Raw genomic sequence first — 15,595 nt, forward strand, 5'->3', positions numbered from 1 at the left:
GTCGCGGGTGCCTCTGCCTGCCAGAACCCGCCCTGCGCTACGGGTGTTCCGAGACGTGGGTCACGCCAGCAGCAGCACGTGCAGCCGCCGCGGCCCGTGCACGCCTTCGACGCGGTCCAGTTCGATGTCGCTGGTCGCGGACGGCCCGCTGATCCATGTCTGCGGCCGGTACGGGTCGAGCCGCGCCACCGCCTCCGGCACCGTGCCCACCAGCTGCTCCGCCCGCACCACGCACAGGTGGTAGTCGGGCAGCAGCGACAGCGCGCGCCGCCCCTGGTCGGGTCCGCCGTCCAGGACGATCGTGCCGGTCTCCGCGACGGCGACCGCGCACTCGGTGGCCACGCCCTCCGCGGCGTCGAGTTGAGTGACCGTCAGCGGCGGGTCGTCGTAGACGAGTTCGACACCGGTCGCGGCGAGCCACGCGAGCCGCTCGCCCGGCGGCACCACCAACCGCCGTACCCCCGCCTCGCGCAGCAGCGCGGCGGCCGTCTCCACCAGGTCGGACGAGTCGGCGCGCAGCACGCGCGCCCGGTAGTCGGCGACCCGCTCCGCGAACCGCCCGACCAGGTCGGTGCCCGCGTCCCGTTCCCGGCGGTACGAGCGGTCCACCTCGGCGCGCGGCGGCCGGTTGTCGGCGAGGGCGTCGCGCAGCCGGCCGAGCATCTCGGCCTTCGAGGCCCCGCGTTCGACGGGCTCCGGCTTCGCGACCGGGGCGGTGTGCCCGCCGCGCCGCCACGTCAGCTTGCTCACGGCTCCTCCAACCCGCCCGCGGTCCGCTTGTGCCAGGACCGGAACGACTCCGACGGCGGTGCGGGCGCGTCCCGGGCCGCCGTCCACCGCCCGAGCGGCCCGCCGAGCAGCCGCGGCACCTTGCCGATCCGGCCTTTGCGTCCGACCACGTGCCGGCTGAACGACGCCGCGTGCTGCGCCAGTCCGAGCCGCCACGGCTGCCCGAACGCCCAGTCGACGGCCCGCATCGCGGCCTTCTCGGCGTGGTGCGCCGGCCCGCGCCCCAGGTCGGTCAGCTGCGCGCGCTGCCGGGTCAGGATCTGCGGGATGTCGATCAGTACCGGGCACGCCTCGAAGCACGCGCCGCACAGCGTCGAGGCGTACGGCAGCGACGCCGTCTGCGCGTCGACGTCGTGCTGGTTGAGGCCGCGCAGCTGCGGCGTGAGGATCGCCCCGATCGGGCCCGGGTAGACCGAGCCGTACGCGTGACCGCCCACCCGCTCGTACACCGGGCACACGTTCAGGCACGCCGAACAGCGGATGCAGCGCAGCGCCTGCCGCCCGACGGGATCGGCCAGCACGTCGCTGCGCCCGTTGTCGAGCAGCACGAGGTGGAAGTGCCGCGGCCCGTCGCCGTCGGTGACCCCCGTCCACATCGACGTGTACGGGTTCATCCGCTCGCCCGTCGAGGACCGCGGCAGCAACTGCAGGAAGACCTCCAGGTCCTCCCACCGCGGCACCAGCTTCTCGATGCCGAGCACCGTGACGAGGACGTCCGGGAGCGTCAGGCACATGCGGCCGTTGCCCTCGGACTCCACCACGCACACCGTGCCGGTCTCCGCGACCGCGAAGTTGCCGCCGCTGATCGCGACCTTGGCCGACAGGAACTTCTCGCGCAGGTGCAGTCGCGCCGCCTCGGCGAGGTCGGCCGGCCGCTCGGTCAGCCCCGCGGGCGCCGGCCGACCCACGCGCCCCATCTCCGCGACGAACACGTCACGGATCTCGCGCCGGTTCTTGTGGATCGCCGGCACCAGCAGATGCGACGGCAGGTCGTGGCCCAGCTGCACGATCATCTCGGCGAGGTCGGTCTCCCACGCGGCGATCCCGGCGCGGCCGAGCGCGTTGTTGAGATCGATCTCCTGCGTCGCCATCGACTTGATCTTCACGACCTCGTCGACGCCGTGCGCGCGCACGATGTCCACCACGATCGCGTTGGCCTCGTCGGCGTCGCGCGCCCAGTGCACGGTCCCGCCCGCCGCGGTGACGGACGCCTCCAACTGCTCCAGGTAGCGCGGCAGATGCGCGAGCACGTCGTCCTTGATCGCGGCGCCAGCCGCGCGCAGCCGCTCCCAGTCCGGCAGTTCGTCGACGACCGCCTGCCGCCGGGCCCGGATCGTGTGCGTGGCCTTGCGCAGGTTCGCGCGCAGCTGCGCGTCCGAGAGCGCCGTGCGGGCCGCCTCCGGGAAGGGGGGCATGCCGAGGAACGTCGGCTCCGGCGGCCGCGGTTCGACCGCTCGCGGGTACGGCTGGACGCTGGTCATCGCGCCGCCAGGTCGCCGGACGGGAACGTGTCCAGCTCCGGATGCGGCCCGGTCGACGCCAGGATGTCCGCCAGGTGCATGACCCGAACGCCCGCGTGCTGCCGTGACATCACACCCCCGATGTGCATCAGGCACGAGTTGTCGCCCGCACACAGCACCTGCGCACCGCTCTCCAGCACCGCCGCGGCCTTGTCCCGCCCCATCGCCGCCGACGTCTCCGCGTTCTTGACCGCGAACGTGCCGCCGAACCCGCAGCACTCGTCCGCCCGCGGCAGCGCCACCAGACGCAGCCCGCGCACCGCCCGCAGCAGCCGCAGCGGCCGGTCGCCGACCCCCAGCGAACGCAGCGAGTGGCACGTCGGGTGGTATGCGACCGTATGCGGGAAGGACGCCCCCACGTCCCTGACGCGCAGCACGTCGACCAGGAACTCGCTCAGCTCGTACACCCGCGGCGCCACCGCCCCGACCGCCTCGGCGAACCCGGCCGCCGTGGCCGGCGCCGCGCCCCCGACCAGCACCGGGTACTGCTCCCGCACCATCGCCGCGCACGAGCCCGACGGGGTGACCACCGCGTCGTACGGCGCGAACGTTTCCACGAACGACCGCGCGATGCCGCGCGCCTCGTTGCGGTAGCCCGTGTTGAAGTGCATCTGCCCGCAGCACGTCTGGGCGTACGGGAAGTCGACCTCGTGGCCCAGTCGGCGCAGCAGCCGGACGACCGACTTCCCGGTCTCGGGGAACATCGTGTCGTTGAAGCACGTGATGAACAGGGCGATGCGCACGAGTCACCTCCGAGATCGACTTTAAGGGCGGACGCGCGACCCCGCCCGCCCGTCCGCCACCGTCCGCGTCCGGGCCCGACCCTCCCGCTGCCCCGGACAGCGCGGTCCACGCCGTAATGTGCGGGCCATGACGTGGAAGACGGCGGTCGCCCGCCGCTTGCCCGCGACCCGGCGCGCCCGGGTCCTGACCGCCGTCGGAGTCCTGCTCGCGGTGCTCGCCGCCGTCCTCGTCGCCACGACCGGCGGCGACGACAAGGCGTCACCCGTGCGCAGCAGCGACCAGCGCGTCGAGGTCGCCGCCGCACCCGGCTCGGCCGACCGCATCGTGCTCGACACCACCGCCTACTGGCCCGACACGGGACGCCCGGCCCCCGCCGTGCTGCTCGCCCACGGGTTCGGCGGCAACAAGGCCACCGTCCGCTCCGAGGCCGAGGAGCTCGCCCGCCGCGGCTACGTCGTGCTGACCTGGTCGGCACGCGGCTTCGGGGCGTCCGGCGGGCAGATCGCGCTCGACCAGCCCGACTTCGAGGTCGCCGACGCCCGCGCCCTCGTCGACTGGCTCGCCGCCCGCCCCGAGGTGCGGCTCGACCGTCCGGGTGACCCGCGGGTCGGCGCGGCCGGCGTGTCGTACGGCGGCGCGCTGTCCCTCCTGCTCGCCGCCTACGACCCGCGCGTCGACGCCGTCGCGCCGCAGTGGACGTGGAACGACCTGTCCGACGCGCTCCTCCCCAACGCCACCGGAGCGGGCGCCGCCCAGGGCGTCTTCAAGAAGATGTGGGCCGGGGTGTTCTTCTCCGCCGGCGCCGCGACGCCGCTCGGGGGAGCCCTCGGCGGGCCCCCGGCCGCCCCCGGGACACCCGCCCCGCCCGCCGCCGACCCGGTCTGCGGACGCTTCACCCCCGAGGTCTGCGCCGTCTACCAGGAGGTCGCCCGCACCGGGAAGGCCACCCCGCAGGCCGTCGACCTGCTGCGCCGCGCGAGCCCCGCGTCCGTCGCCGACCGCATCCGCGTCCCCACCCTGCTCGTCCAGGGCCAGAACGACTCCCTCTTCCCGCTCGCCCAGGCCGACGCGACCGCCGAGGCCGTCGCCCGCAACGGCTTCCCCGTCGAGGTCGCGTGGACCGCGGGCGGACACGACGGCGGCCCCGCGCAGACCGGCTGGGTGCTCGACAAGACCGCCGACTGGTTCGCGAAGTGGCTCGGCTCGGACGCCGGCGCCGCCCGCACGGAGGCCGCCAAGGCAACCCCGCCGGGCCCCGTCCAACCCGGCCCGTTCTCGGTGACCCGCTTCGGGGGCGTCGACACCAACACCCGCGAACAGGTCGTCCGCATCGCGTCCGGCCCGCGCTACCCCGGCATCGACGGCAGCACCCGGCGCAGCCTGCCGCTCCTCGGGGCCACGCAGACCGTCGTCAACCCGCCCGGCGGCGCCCCGCCGTCCATCTCGACGCTGCCCGGACTCGGCGCCCTGGGCACCCTCGGCCAACTCGGCAACGGCTCCGCCGTCGGCGGCTTCGCCCTCGACATGCCCGGCCAGAGCGCCTACTTCAGCACCGCCCCGCTCGACGCGGCACTGCGCATCACCGGCGGCTCGACCGTGCGCGTCCACGTCTCCGGCGCCGACGACATCGTCCTGTTCGCCAAGCTCTACGACGTCGAACCCGGCGGCAACGCCGTCCTGCCCTACCAACTCGCCGCCCCCGTCCGGATCACCGGCGCGCGCGACGGCCGCGACGTCGACATCCGGCTGCCCGAGATCGACCGCGAGATCGACGCCGGGCACCAACTGCGCGTCGTCCTGACCGCGACCGACCTCGGCTACGCCACCCCCGCCGAACCCGCGACCTACCAGGTCGCCGCCGCCGGGCCGGTCACCGTGCCGTCCGCCGCCGGCCTCAAGCCCCCGCCGCCCGGCTACGCGTGGTGGACGTGGGGCCTGCCCGCCATCGCCGCCGCCGTCGCGGCCGGACTGCTGCTGACCGTGCGCCGCCGCAGGGCGGACAAGATCGCCGCACCCGAACTCGCCGACGTGCCACTGCGCATCGACAACCTCACCAAGCGCTACAAGGGCGGCAAACTCGCCGTCGACGACCTGTCGTTCCAGATCGAACGCGGACAGGTACTCGGCCTGCTCGGCCCCAACGGCGCCGGCAAGACCACCACGCTGCGCATGGTCATGGGCCTCATCCACCCGGACGGCGGCCGCATCCGGATCTTCGGACACCCCGTCACCCCGGGCGCCCCCGTCCTGTCGCGGCTCGGCTCGTTCGTCGAAGGCCCCGGCTTCCTGCCGCACCTGTCCGGACGCGACAACCTCGACCTGTACTGGCAGGCCACCGGACGCCCGCGCGACGACGCGCACTTCGACGAGGCCGTCGAGATCGCCGGACTCGGCGAGGCCCTCGACCGCAAGGTCCGCACCTACTCGCAGGGCATGCGCCAGCGCCTCGCCATCGCCCAGGCCATGCTCGGCCTGCCCGACCTGCTCGTCCTCGACGAACCCACCAACGGCCTCGACCCGCCGCAGATCCGCGCCATGCGCGACGTGCTGATCCGGTACGCGACCGACGGCGCGGGCCGCACGGTGGTGGTTTCCAGCCACCTGCTCGCCGAGGTCGAACAGACCTGCACCCACGTCGTGGTCATGCACCGCGGACGCCTGGTCGCCGCCGGGCCGGTCGCCGAGATCACCGGCGACGGCAACACGCTCGCCATCGGAACACCGTTGCCCGGCAAGGCCGTCGAAGCCCTCGCCGGGCTGCCCGGCGTCGCCTCGGTGGAACCCGAGGGCGAGGGCGTGCTGGTGCACCTCGCGGGCGCCGAGCCGTCCGCCGTCGTCGCCGAACTCGTCGGCGCGGGCGTCGCGGTGGACCGGGTGACCGCGAAACGCCGCCTGGAGGACGCCTTCCTGACGCTGATCGGAGAGCAGGGGAAATGACCGCGGACGAGACACCTGGAGGCACCGGCGCCGAGCGCAACGGCTCGGCGCCCGGCGGCAGTGCCGCGGTCGCCGTAGACACGGAATCCCACGCCCGCGCGCACGGATACCGGCCGCGCCACACCCTGCCGTTCCGCGTCGAGGCGCTGCGCCAGCTGCGCCGCCGACGCACGCTGATCATGCTCGGCCTGCTCGCGCTGCTGCCGTGGATCCTGGTCATCGCGTTCAAGGTCGGCGGCGACCCACGGCGCGACAACGTGCCCACCCTCGTCGACGTCGCCACCGGCAGCGCGCTCAACCTCACCGCGTTCGCGCTGTTCGTCTCCACCGGCTTCCTGCTGGTCGTCGCCGTCGCACTGTTCTGCGGCGACACCATCGCCAGCGAGGCGAGCTGGTCGTCGCTGCGCTACCTGCTGGCCGCGCCCGTGCCGCGCGCGCGACTGCTGCGCGTCAAGCTCGCCGTCTCGCTCGCCTACAGCGCGCTGGCGCTGATCGTGCTTCCGGGGATGGCACTCCTCGCAGGCACCGTCGCGTTCGGCTGGGGACCGCTGGAGATCCCGATCGGGGGGACGCTCACCAGCGGCGAGGCACTGCGCCGCATGGCGGTCGTCGTCGCGTACGGCATGGTCTCGCAACTGGTCGTCGCCGCCGTCGCGTTCTGGCTGTCGACGGTGACCGACGCACCGCTCGGCGCGGTCGGCGGCGCGGTCGGCCTGGTCGTCGTCTCCAACATCATCGACGCCGTCACCGCACTCGGATCATGGCGCGATCTGCTCCCCACACACTGGCAGTTCGCATGGATCGACGCCCTCCAGCAGGACGTGGAGTGGGACGGCATGGTCAAGGGCTCGGCGGTCTCGGTCGCCTACGCCCTCGTGTTCATCGCCCTGGCGTTCCGGCACTTCGAGCGCAAGGACATCGTCTCGTAGCCGCGCCGAGCGCCGAGCGCCGAGCGCCGAGCGCCGGACGGCGCGACGCCGCCGTCGGTTCCGGCCGACGGCGGCGTCTTCGCAGGGCTCGTACGATGCGTGTCAGCTACAGCTGATCTGCGGGTTCGCCCAGTCGGCGTGGTCCCACCCGCTGCCGTCGCCGCCGTCGGTGACCACCAGGCGCAGCGTGGTTCCGTCGGTGAGGTCGGCGGTCAGATGCTTGACGGGGGACTTCCCGGTGACCACACCGCTGTCGGCGACCTTGGTCTTGTCGCGGTAGATCTTGAAGTCGACCGAGCCGCCGCCGCGGGTCTCGTCGTCCACACCGACGTCGACGGTGAGGGTCTTGCAGGTGCGGCCCAGGTTGTACTCGACGGTGCTGGCCGCGTGGGTGCCGATGCCCTGGGCGTATGCGGCGCCCCGGATCGACATCGGGTGGCCGTCACCGGCGCCCCGTTCGCCGTTGCTCGTGTTCCGCTCCACCGGGCCCCAGCCGCCCGTGGCGCGGTTCCACGACAGGCTGGTGAGCGGCACGGTGCGGTTCGTGGGCTTGCCGGGCGGGGGCGTGGGGACCGGCGTGGGGGTAGGTCCGGGCGTGGGCGCGGTGGAGGTGCCCGAGGGCGGGAGCGTCCACTTCTGTGCGGGCGTGCCCGCGCAGGTCTCGGTGGTCGGCCGTCCGTCGGCTCCGACCGTCAGGCACCGTCCGGACTGGCGGTTCTTGAGCGTCTGGGTGGCCGCGTCGTACGTCCAGAGCTTGGCCGGGGTGCCGACCCGCCCTTCGGGAGCGGCACCTTGGCAGGCCTGGCTGATGACGGCGTCGCCCTGGACGGCCAGACACGAGTCCCACCTCAGCCGCAGCGTCCCGTCCGCCGCGTACACCCAGGCCTGCGCACGGGCGTCGGAACAGTCGGCCGTTTCCACGGCCGGATCGGCGGGCGCACTCAGGCACTTCTGGCCGTTGTTGCGGACCGGGCCGCGTGTGGTGTTGCCTATGGCGCCGCGCTGAACGCTGTTGTCCGGCGTCACGTCGATCTTCGCCCGGCAGTCGCCGTCGCTGGCCTTCACGTCGTCGATCTTGGCCACGACCGAGCCGCCGTTTCCGCGCGGTACGCCGAAGGCGACCGCGGCGGCGGGCTGGTTGAAGCAGTTGGAGGCCGATGAGCTCCACTCGAAGTACTCGGTCCAGTCGATCAAGCCGCTCGGCGAAATGCCGGTGGCCCCACCCGACTTGATGCTGCCCACGGTGACGCTCGTGTGGGTCGTGTCGTCGGTCACCGTGGCGGCGAACCAACCGGGGTCGCCGGCGGGGGCGATGGTGAACTTGTAGGTGTGGCCCGCCTGCCAGTCCAGGAGCGCGAAGCAGTGCTGGCCGTCACCCTCGCCGCCGAACGGCTCGCAGACGCTGGTCGGCCCCGGCTTGGACTCCGTGGCGTCCCAGACCGAGTACAGGAACCGGCGCTTGTCGCCGCCGTTGCTCTGCATGCCGAAGTAGCCGCCGTGCTGGTTGTCGAAGCTGAACTGGTGGCTCCAGAAGATGTTGGCCGTGTACCCCGGGTCCAGCTGCGGGGTCGACGTCCAGGTGACGTCGTGCAGCGCGGGCGTGCCCGAGGGGAACGAATAGTACGTGTACGAGTTCGGGGTGGGGCCCGCCATGGCGGTGGAGCTGAGCATGTAGGTGACACCGGCCGCGATCAGGCCGAGGGATGCGGTGGCACCGACGATGCTGCGCCGTTTGGTCAGACGGTGGTTGCCCACTGAGCACGCTCTTTCGGGTTTACGGACAGCGGAGTTCGAGCCGCAGTCAACGCCGTTGTGGTGCTGCGAACGCTAGGGGTCCGAGGGCGCAAGATCACGGGCTGTCGGCACACTGGCCGGCCGGTTGACCATCCCTTAAGCGATCGCTCAGAGGGGGTTAACGCCGAACCCGTGTTCACTTTTTCACTACCCGCAGGTAAGTTGCGCTCGCACGTGTTCCTGTAACCCCCGGTAAGCCCCATCCAGGCGCGATGAAGGCGAGGGAACATGTCTCCACCGATCCGTCCTCTGCACCGCATGGTCGGCGCGTTCGCGGCGATGCTGCTCGCGGCCGGCGGGCTCGGCGCGCTGACGGCCGGCACGGCGCACGCGGCGGCCACGCCCGCACCGCTGCGCGCCGACCTCGAGGCCATCCGCGCGGCCGAGGCGCAGCAGCTGTACGGCGACCCGGCGATCAAGCCGGTCGACCAGCGCAAGACGTCGATCATCTCGCTCGGCGACAGCGAGATCTCCGGCGAGGGCGTCGGCACGTACGAGTCCCCCACCGACGGCCCCGACAACTGGTGCCACCGCTCACCGCAGTCGGCGATCCACCGCACCGGCATCCCCGTCGACCTGACCTACAACGTCGCCTGCTCCGGCGGCAGTTCGGTCAACATCGTGATCGGCGGCAGCAAGCAGTACCCGGACGAGCTGGTGCAGTCCGACAGCCTCGCGATCAAGGCCCGCAACACGAAGCTCAAGATGATCTGGCTGGGCGTCGGCGCCAACGACGACCTGCAGTTCGGCCCGACCATCACGGACTGCGTCAAGCGCCGCATCTTCTTCCAGGGCGAGTGCTACCAGACGTACGAGCCGCAGTGGCCCGGCCGCATCGCGAACCTGCAGCCCAAGGTCGAGCACGTCATCCGCGACCTCAAGACCGTCATGGCGGACGCGGGCTACGCGCCCGGCGACTACAAGCTCGTCGTGATGGGCTACCCGTCGCCGATGAGCCCCGACGTCGAGGACAACCCGGACTTCCCGGGCTGGTACGGCGGCGGCTGCCTCGGCTACCTGCGCGACCAGGCGTGGGGCCGCAACGAGGCCGTCCCGATGTTCGCCGAGGCCGAACGCCGCGCCGCCGCGAACACCGGCGCGATCTTCCTCGACAACAGCCGGCTGTTCCACGGCCACGAGGTGTGCACCGACAACACGTGGGCACGCGGCCTCTACTTCGCCAACGCCAACATCTTCGACGAGAACACCACCCGGCAGTCCTTCCACCCGAACGACCGCGGGCACGGCGCGTTCGCCTCGTGCCTGACGCAGCTGTACAACACGAACTACCAGGTGGCCAGTTGCGCCGACCCGGCGAGCACCGGCGCGGCCGTGCTCACCGAGGGCGTGAAGGACTTCCAGCAGCTGCGCAACGAGGGCACCGGGCTGTGCGCCGACTCGTTCGGCTACTCGTCGCGCAACAGCACCCCGCTCGACCTGTGGCTGTGCCAGGGCGGTCGGAACCAGGGCTTCTGGTACGACGCGGCCTACCAGTCCGTGCACATCGAGCTCAGCCACGACCGGTGCCTGGACGTCACCGGCGCGAACTACACGTCCGGGACGCAGCTGATCGTCTACAACTGCCAGGGCCAGGCGAACCAGCGCTTCGTCCTGACCGGCGGGACGATCCGCCCGGCGAGCGCGCAGTCCCTGTGCGTCGCCCCGGCCGGGAGCGACGCCGCCATCGGTGCCAGGCTCGTGCTCGCGGCCTGCGACGGCTCGGCGAACCAGCGGTTCACCTCCGAGCCGCACGCCGCCGCCGTGTTCACCGAGCTCAAGGCCGGCAACACCGGCAAGTGCCTGGACATCAACGGCGGTTCGATGAGTAACGGGACCAATGTGCTGGCCTGGGACTGCACCGGCAACACCAACCAGAAGTGGTACCGGGACGCGGCGACGGGGCAGATCCACAGCCTCAAGGACCCGACGTTCTGCCTCGACAACAGGGGCAGCACGACGGCCGGCGCCGGGCTCGGGATCTGGGCCTGCAAGGAGGGCACCGGCGCGGTCCGCGACAACCTGCGGTTCGACGTGGTCGGCGGGGCGATCGTCAGCCGTGTGTCGGGGCTGCGGGTCACCGCGCCGACGTCCGGGACCGGCAACGTGACCCAGACCGCCGCGAACGGCTCGGCGGCCCAGGTCTGGAACGCGGGGGCGAGTGCGCCGCTGACGTTCAGCCCGATCCCGTACGACGCGTACTGACAGACCGTGAACGACCGAGGCCCGGCTCCCTCGCGGGGGCCGGGCCTCGGTGCGAAGTCCCTACGGGCGCTTGCCGATCTGCAGAGTCGGAGCGGTCACGTCCGCGAAGAAGTCGTTGCCCTTGTCGTCCACCACGATGAACGCCGGGAAGTCCTCGACCTCGATCTTCCAGACCGCTTCCATGCCGAGCTCGGGGTACTCGATGACCTCGACCGACTTGATGCAGTCCTGCGCCAGCCGGGCCGCCGGGCCGCCGATCGAGCCGAGGTAGAAGCCGCCGTGCTTGGCGCACGCGTCGGTCACCTGCTGCGAGCGGTTGCCCTTCGCCAGCATCACGAACGAGCCGCCCGCCGCCTGGAACTGCTCGACGTACGAGTCCATGCGGCCGGCCGTCGTCGGGCCGAACGAGCCGGACGCGTAGCCCTCGGGGGTCTTGGCCGGGCCCGCGTAGTAGACGGCGTGGTCGCGCAGGTACTGCGGCATCTCCTCGCCGGCGTCCAGGCGCTCCTTGATCTTCGCGTGCGCGATGTCGCGCGCCACGACCACCGGGCCGGACAGCGAGAGCCTGGTCTTCACCGGGTACTTCGACAGCTCGGCGCGGATCTCGCTCATCGGCCGGTTGAGGTCGACGTGCACGACCTCGCCGTCGAGTTCGTCGTGCGTCGTGTCCGGCAGGTACTTCGCCGGGTCGGTCTCCAGCTGCTCCAGGAACACGCCCTCGGCGGTGATCTTCGCGAGCGCCTGGCGGTCCGCGCTGCACGAGACCGCGATCGCGACCGGCAGCGACGCGCCGTGCCGCGGCAGGCGGATCACGCGCACGTCGTGGCAGAAGTACTTGCCGCCGAACTGCGCGCCGATGCCCATGTCCTGAGTGAGCTTCAGGATCTCGGCCTCGAGCTCCAGGTCGCGGAACCCGTTGCCGAGCGGCGAGCCCTCGGTGGGCAGCGTGTCCAGGTAGCGCGCCGACGCGTACTTCGCGGTCTTGAGCGCGAACTCGGCGCTCGTGCCGCCGATGACGACCGCGAGGTGGTACGGCGGGCACGCCGCGGTGCCGAGCGAACGGATCTTGCCGTCCAGGAACTTCAGCATCGCTGCCGGGTTCAGGATGGCCTTCGTCTCCTGGTACAGGTACGACTTGTTGGCGCTGCCGCCGCCCTTGGCCATGAACAGGAACTTGTAGGCCTCGCCCGCGGTCGCGTACAGCTCGACCTGCGCGGGCAGGTTGTTGCCCGTGTTCTTCTCGTCCCACATGTTCAGCGGGGCCATCTGCGAGTAGCGCAGGTTCAGCTCGGTGTAGGCGTTGCGGATGCCCCGGCTGAGGTGCATCTCGTCGTTGCCGTCGGTCAGCACGTGCTGGCCGCGCTTGCCCATCACGATCGCCGTGCCGGTGTCCTGGCACATCGGCAGCACGCCGCCGGCCGCGATGTTCGCGTTCTTCAGCAGGTCGAGCGCGACGAAGCGGTCGTTGGGGGAGGCCTCCGGGTCGTCGAGGATCTTCGCGACCTGCGCGAGGTGCCCCGGGCGCAGCAGGTGCGCGATGTCGCGCATCGCCTCGCGGGCCAGCAGCGTCATCGCCTCGGGCTCGACCTGCAGGAAGCGGCGACCGCCCGCCTCGAACGTGGAGACCCCTTCGCTGGTCACCAGACGGTACGGCGTGGTGTCCGCGCCGAGCGGGAGCAGGTCGGTGTACGAACTGTCGAAACTGTCGGCGGGGGGCATGGCCATCCTCGGTCAGCGGTATGAGAGCGGCTTCCAGGTTAGAACGCCCGGGGCCCTGCTCCGGTGTGAGGTCGGGCTCAGTTACGGACGGTGACGCGGATGGTCGCGGTCGAGTACCGGCCGTCCCGGTCGCGCACGGTGTAGCTGAAGGTGTCCGTGCCGGTGCCCCACGGCGTCCAGGTGCGGTACGTGCACGCGCCGGAGGACTTGTCGCACCAGATGTTGCCGTACAGACCGAGGGCGAGCGGCGAGCCGACGACGTAGAGGCCGGAGCCGGTGTCGTTGGCGAGCAGGTTGAACGACACCTGGCCGCCCGCGGTGACCGTGACCCGGTCGTCGACGGCGGCCGCGGGGCGCGGCGGGGCGACGGCGCTCGACGGGGGAGCGGTGGTCGGCTTCGCCGGCGGCGGGGTCGTGCCGGGCGCGGTGGTGGTGGGCCTGGTGGTGGTCGGCGGGGCGGGCGGCTGCGGCGCGGTGGTGGCCGGGGCCCGCGGGGTGGTCGGGGCGCCGGTCACGGGGGCGCCGGTCGCGGGGGTGTCGGTGGGCGGCGCGGGCGGCTTGCGGTCGTTCGGGGGCGCGGCCGAGGTGCCCGGTGGGGTCGGGGCGGCGGTCGTCGGGTCCGGGGACGAGGGCGCGGCACCGGCGGGCGCCTCGGGTATCCGGGACGGCGCGGGCTCGGCGACCAGGTCGGCCCGGTCCTGCGCCAGCGGTGTCGTCGTAGTCGGCGTGCCGCCGGTCATGACGAGGGCGAGGGCGATCCCGGCGGCGACGGCGGAGGCGATCCCGCCCCCGACGAAGGCGTTGCGCGCGGTGGTCGAGCCGGTCTTGCCGGCGACGCGGGCGGCACCGGACACGGGGGCAGGGGTCGCGGACGCCGTACCGGAGCCGGACGCCGCCGCGGTGCCGGTGCCGCTCCCGCCCGAGCCTGCGGCTGTACCCGCCGCCGTGCCTGTCCCTACCGTGCCCGTCCCGGCAGCGCCCGCCCCGGCAGCGGTGGCCGTACCCGCGACGAGCTCCAGGAGCGGTACGGCCGCCGCCGAGGCGCCCAGCACCGCCGGGAGCAGCAGCACGCGCAAGTGGGCGTTGGTGGCGGTGAGTTCGGCGTAGACGCGGGTGCAGCCGCCGCAGTCCGCGAGGTGGTTGTCGACGGCGCGGCGGTCCCGGATCCGCAGGGTGCCGCGCACGTAGCCGCCGAGCCGGTCGCCGTAGTCGCGGCAGTGCTCGGGGAGCCGGCCGACGTGGGCGCGCAGGAACGCCTCGCTGAGGCCCTCGCGGGCCCGGACGGCGAGCTGCGAGACGGCGTTGGGCGTGATGCCGAGCAGCCGGGCGATGTGCCGCGGCTTCTCGCCCTCGACCTCGGTGTGCCACAGCACGGCCTGCCAGCGGTCGGGGAGCGACCCGAAGGCCTGCTGGACGAGCATCAGGTCGGGCAGGGCGTCGGCGGGGGAGTCCTGGGCGGGGCCGCCCGCTTTGTCGAGGTCGGCGGCGTCGCCGGTCAGGACGACGCCGCTGCGGGCCTTGGCGCGGTCGGCGTGGCCGTTGCGGATGGTGGTGCACAGGTAGGCGCGGAACGACTCGCGCGGGCCGCCGCCGCGCCGCAGCTGGGCGAGGACCTCGACGAACGCGTCGGAGACCAGGTCCTCGGCGGCGTCCGCATCCGACTCGACGCGGCGCGCGTGGCGCAGCGCGGCGGCGTGGTGGCGCTGGTGCAGGGCGGCGAACGCGGCCTCGGCGTCGGGGCCGCCGGCCCGGACCCGTTCGGTCAGCTCGGGGTCGGAGGCGGAGTCGAACTCGGAGACGAAGGCGGTGTCGAAGTCGATTCCGCGCGGCTCGTCGGCGGTTGTGCGCCCCGTGTCCCCGTCCATGGCGGGACAGCTTGCCATGGCCGGGAACATCCGTTCTACGGGGCGACGGCATCGGTTTCCGGCCGTGCCCGCCGCGCCGCGGGCACGGCGGGTCGGGCTGTGTCCCGTGCGGGCGTGGGCACGGGGTGCGGAACGGCCTCGACGGGTGCCGGTTCGGCGGGTCGGCCGCCGGTCGTACGCATGCCGACCACCACGCCGAGCCCCACGACCGCGCTGCCCGCCAGCTGTCCGGCCCGCAGGTCGCCGGCCCCGAACAGCGGTGCGGTGACGGCCGCCGCGATCGGCACCAGCCCGGCGAACAGGCCCGCGCGCTCGGGGCCGAGCCGCTCCAGCGCGGTGTACCAGAGGATGAACGCGAGGACCGTCATGACGGCCGCCATGTAGCCGAGTGCCGCGGCCTCCTCGGCGGTCGGCGTCCGCAGGATGCCGGAGCCGTCCATCAGCCAGCCGGTGAGCAGCGACTGCGGTACGGCGAGCGCCGTCGCGTACGTGGCGACCCGCATCGGCCCGAGCCCGGGCAGCAGCGGCACCGCGAGCAGCGAGAACGCCAGCTCGCAGACCAGGACGCCGAGCGCGAGCACCAGCCCCAGCGGGGTCGCGCTGCCGAAGCCCTCGACGAGCACGGCCCCCGCGACGACCAGCACCGATCCGACGACGATGCGCGCGCCGGGGCGCCGTTTGGCGAGCAGCGGCCCGAGCGTGGCGAGGATCACGGGAGCGCAGCCGAGGATGCTCCCGATGGTCGCGGGGTCCGCGTGGTCGAGCGAGTGGACCAGAAGCTGGTTGAAAAGCGTCTGACCCATGAGGGCGAGGAGGAAGAGGAGCGCGAACGCGCGGACGCCGACCCGGACATGCCGGATGCCGCGCAGCCGCATGAGGAGGAGCAGGGCGGCCCCGCCCGCCGCGTACCGCACCGCCTGGCCGCCGCCGACGGGGTAGTCGACGAGGACCGCGGACACGCCGGCGGACGCGCCGATCAGGATCTGGGAGAGCGCTGCAAACGTCGCGCCGACGGACGGCGCCTGACCCGATGGCCTCATAACGCGTTACGTTAAGGAGCAGGTGGATCGGAACACAGAACCACCTATGCCGATTG

10 protein-coding genes are annotated in these 15,595 nt (G+C 72.8%); 3 read left to right on the forward strand and 7 right to left on the reverse strand.

From position 1 onward, the window contains the following. Positions 1-60: 60 nt before the first annotated feature. From QI554_RS22215 to QI554_RS22225, 3 genes are all read right to left on the reverse strand, one after another. Positions 61-663 carry a LutC/YkgG family protein gene (locus QI554_RS22215; RefSeq protein ID WP_281471989.1) on the reverse strand — a complete coding sequence of 201 codons (603 nt, stop codon included), beginning with the start codon at positions 661-663 and terminating at the stop codon, positions 61-63. Between the two features lie 83 nt (positions 664-746). Beyond that, positions 747-2,270: a LutB/LldF family L-lactate oxidation iron-sulfur protein gene (locus tag QI554_RS22220; protein WP_425528025.1), complete on the reverse strand. Its 1,524-nt coding sequence runs from the start codon at positions 2,268-2,270 to the stop codon at positions 747-749. Beyond that, the gene (locus QI554_RS22225) at positions 2,267-3,052 is read right to left on the reverse strand and encodes a (Fe-S)-binding protein (protein ID WP_281471937.1); all 786 of its coding nucleotides are present in this window, start codon (positions 3,050-3,052) and stop codon (positions 2,267-2,269) included. Before QI554_RS22225 ends, QI554_RS22220 begins: the two co-directional genes overlap by 4 nt. A 127-nt stretch (positions 3,053-3,179) precedes the next feature. Between QI554_RS22225 and QI554_RS22230 the strand changes: the two genes are divergently transcribed. Together QI554_RS22230 and QI554_RS22235 are read left to right on the forward strand one after the other, a co-directional pair. Next, on the forward strand, positions 3,180-5,990 hold the full coding sequence (locus QI554_RS22230) for an alpha/beta fold hydrolase (RefSeq protein ID WP_281471938.1): 2,811 nt from the start codon (positions 3,180-3,182) through the stop codon (positions 5,988-5,990). Next, positions 5,987-6,919: an ABC transporter permease gene (locus QI554_RS22235; RefSeq protein ID WP_281471939.1), complete on the forward strand. Its 933-nt coding sequence runs from the start codon at positions 5,987-5,989 to the stop codon at positions 6,917-6,919. Before QI554_RS22230 ends, QI554_RS22235 begins: the two co-directional genes overlap by 4 nt. Positions 6,920-7,021: 102 nt before the next feature. Here the strand turns inward: QI554_RS22235 and QI554_RS22240 are convergent, their stop codons facing one another. Continuing rightward, positions 7,022-8,674 carry an NPCBM/NEW2 domain-containing protein gene (locus tag QI554_RS22240; protein ID WP_281471940.1) on the reverse strand — a complete coding sequence of 551 codons (1,653 nt, stop codon included), beginning with the start codon at positions 8,672-8,674 and terminating at the stop codon, positions 7,022-7,024. A 267-nt stretch (positions 8,675-8,941) separates the two neighbouring features. Between QI554_RS22240 and QI554_RS22245 the strand changes: the two genes are divergently transcribed. Next, a complete protein-coding gene (locus tag QI554_RS22245; protein ID WP_425528026.1) occupies positions 8,942-10,915 on the forward strand; it encodes a ricin-type beta-trefoil lectin domain protein in 1,974 nt (657 codons plus the stop codon). A 60-nt stretch (positions 10,916-10,975) separates the two neighbouring features. On the opposite strand, the gene QI554_RS22250 is transcribed toward QI554_RS22245, so the two are convergent. The 3 genes from QI554_RS22250 to QI554_RS22260 form a co-directional block, all read right to left on the reverse strand. After that, entirely contained in the window at positions 10,976-12,634 is a 1,659-nt protein-coding gene (locus QI554_RS22250; protein ID WP_281471941.1) for a fumarate hydratase, read from the reverse strand. A gap of 77 nt (positions 12,635-12,711) precedes the next feature. Continuing rightward, positions 12,712-14,517 carry a sigma-70 family RNA polymerase sigma factor gene (locus QI554_RS22255; protein WP_281471942.1) on the reverse strand — a complete coding sequence of 602 codons (1,806 nt, stop codon included), beginning with the start codon at positions 14,515-14,517 and terminating at the stop codon, positions 12,712-12,714. Between the two features lie 17 nt (positions 14,518-14,534). Continuing rightward, complete coding sequence (locus tag QI554_RS22260; RefSeq protein WP_281471943.1) at positions 14,535-15,539, reverse strand: DMT family transporter; 1,005 nt, start codon at positions 15,537-15,539, stop codon at positions 14,535-14,537. Positions 15,540-15,595: the final 56 nt, after the last annotated feature.

It is taken from the genome of Yinghuangia seranimata (genome assembly GCF_029953285.1).
Taxonomy (GTDB): Bacteria; Actinomycetota; Actinomycetes; order Streptomycetales; family Streptomycetaceae; genus Yinghuangia; species Yinghuangia seranimata.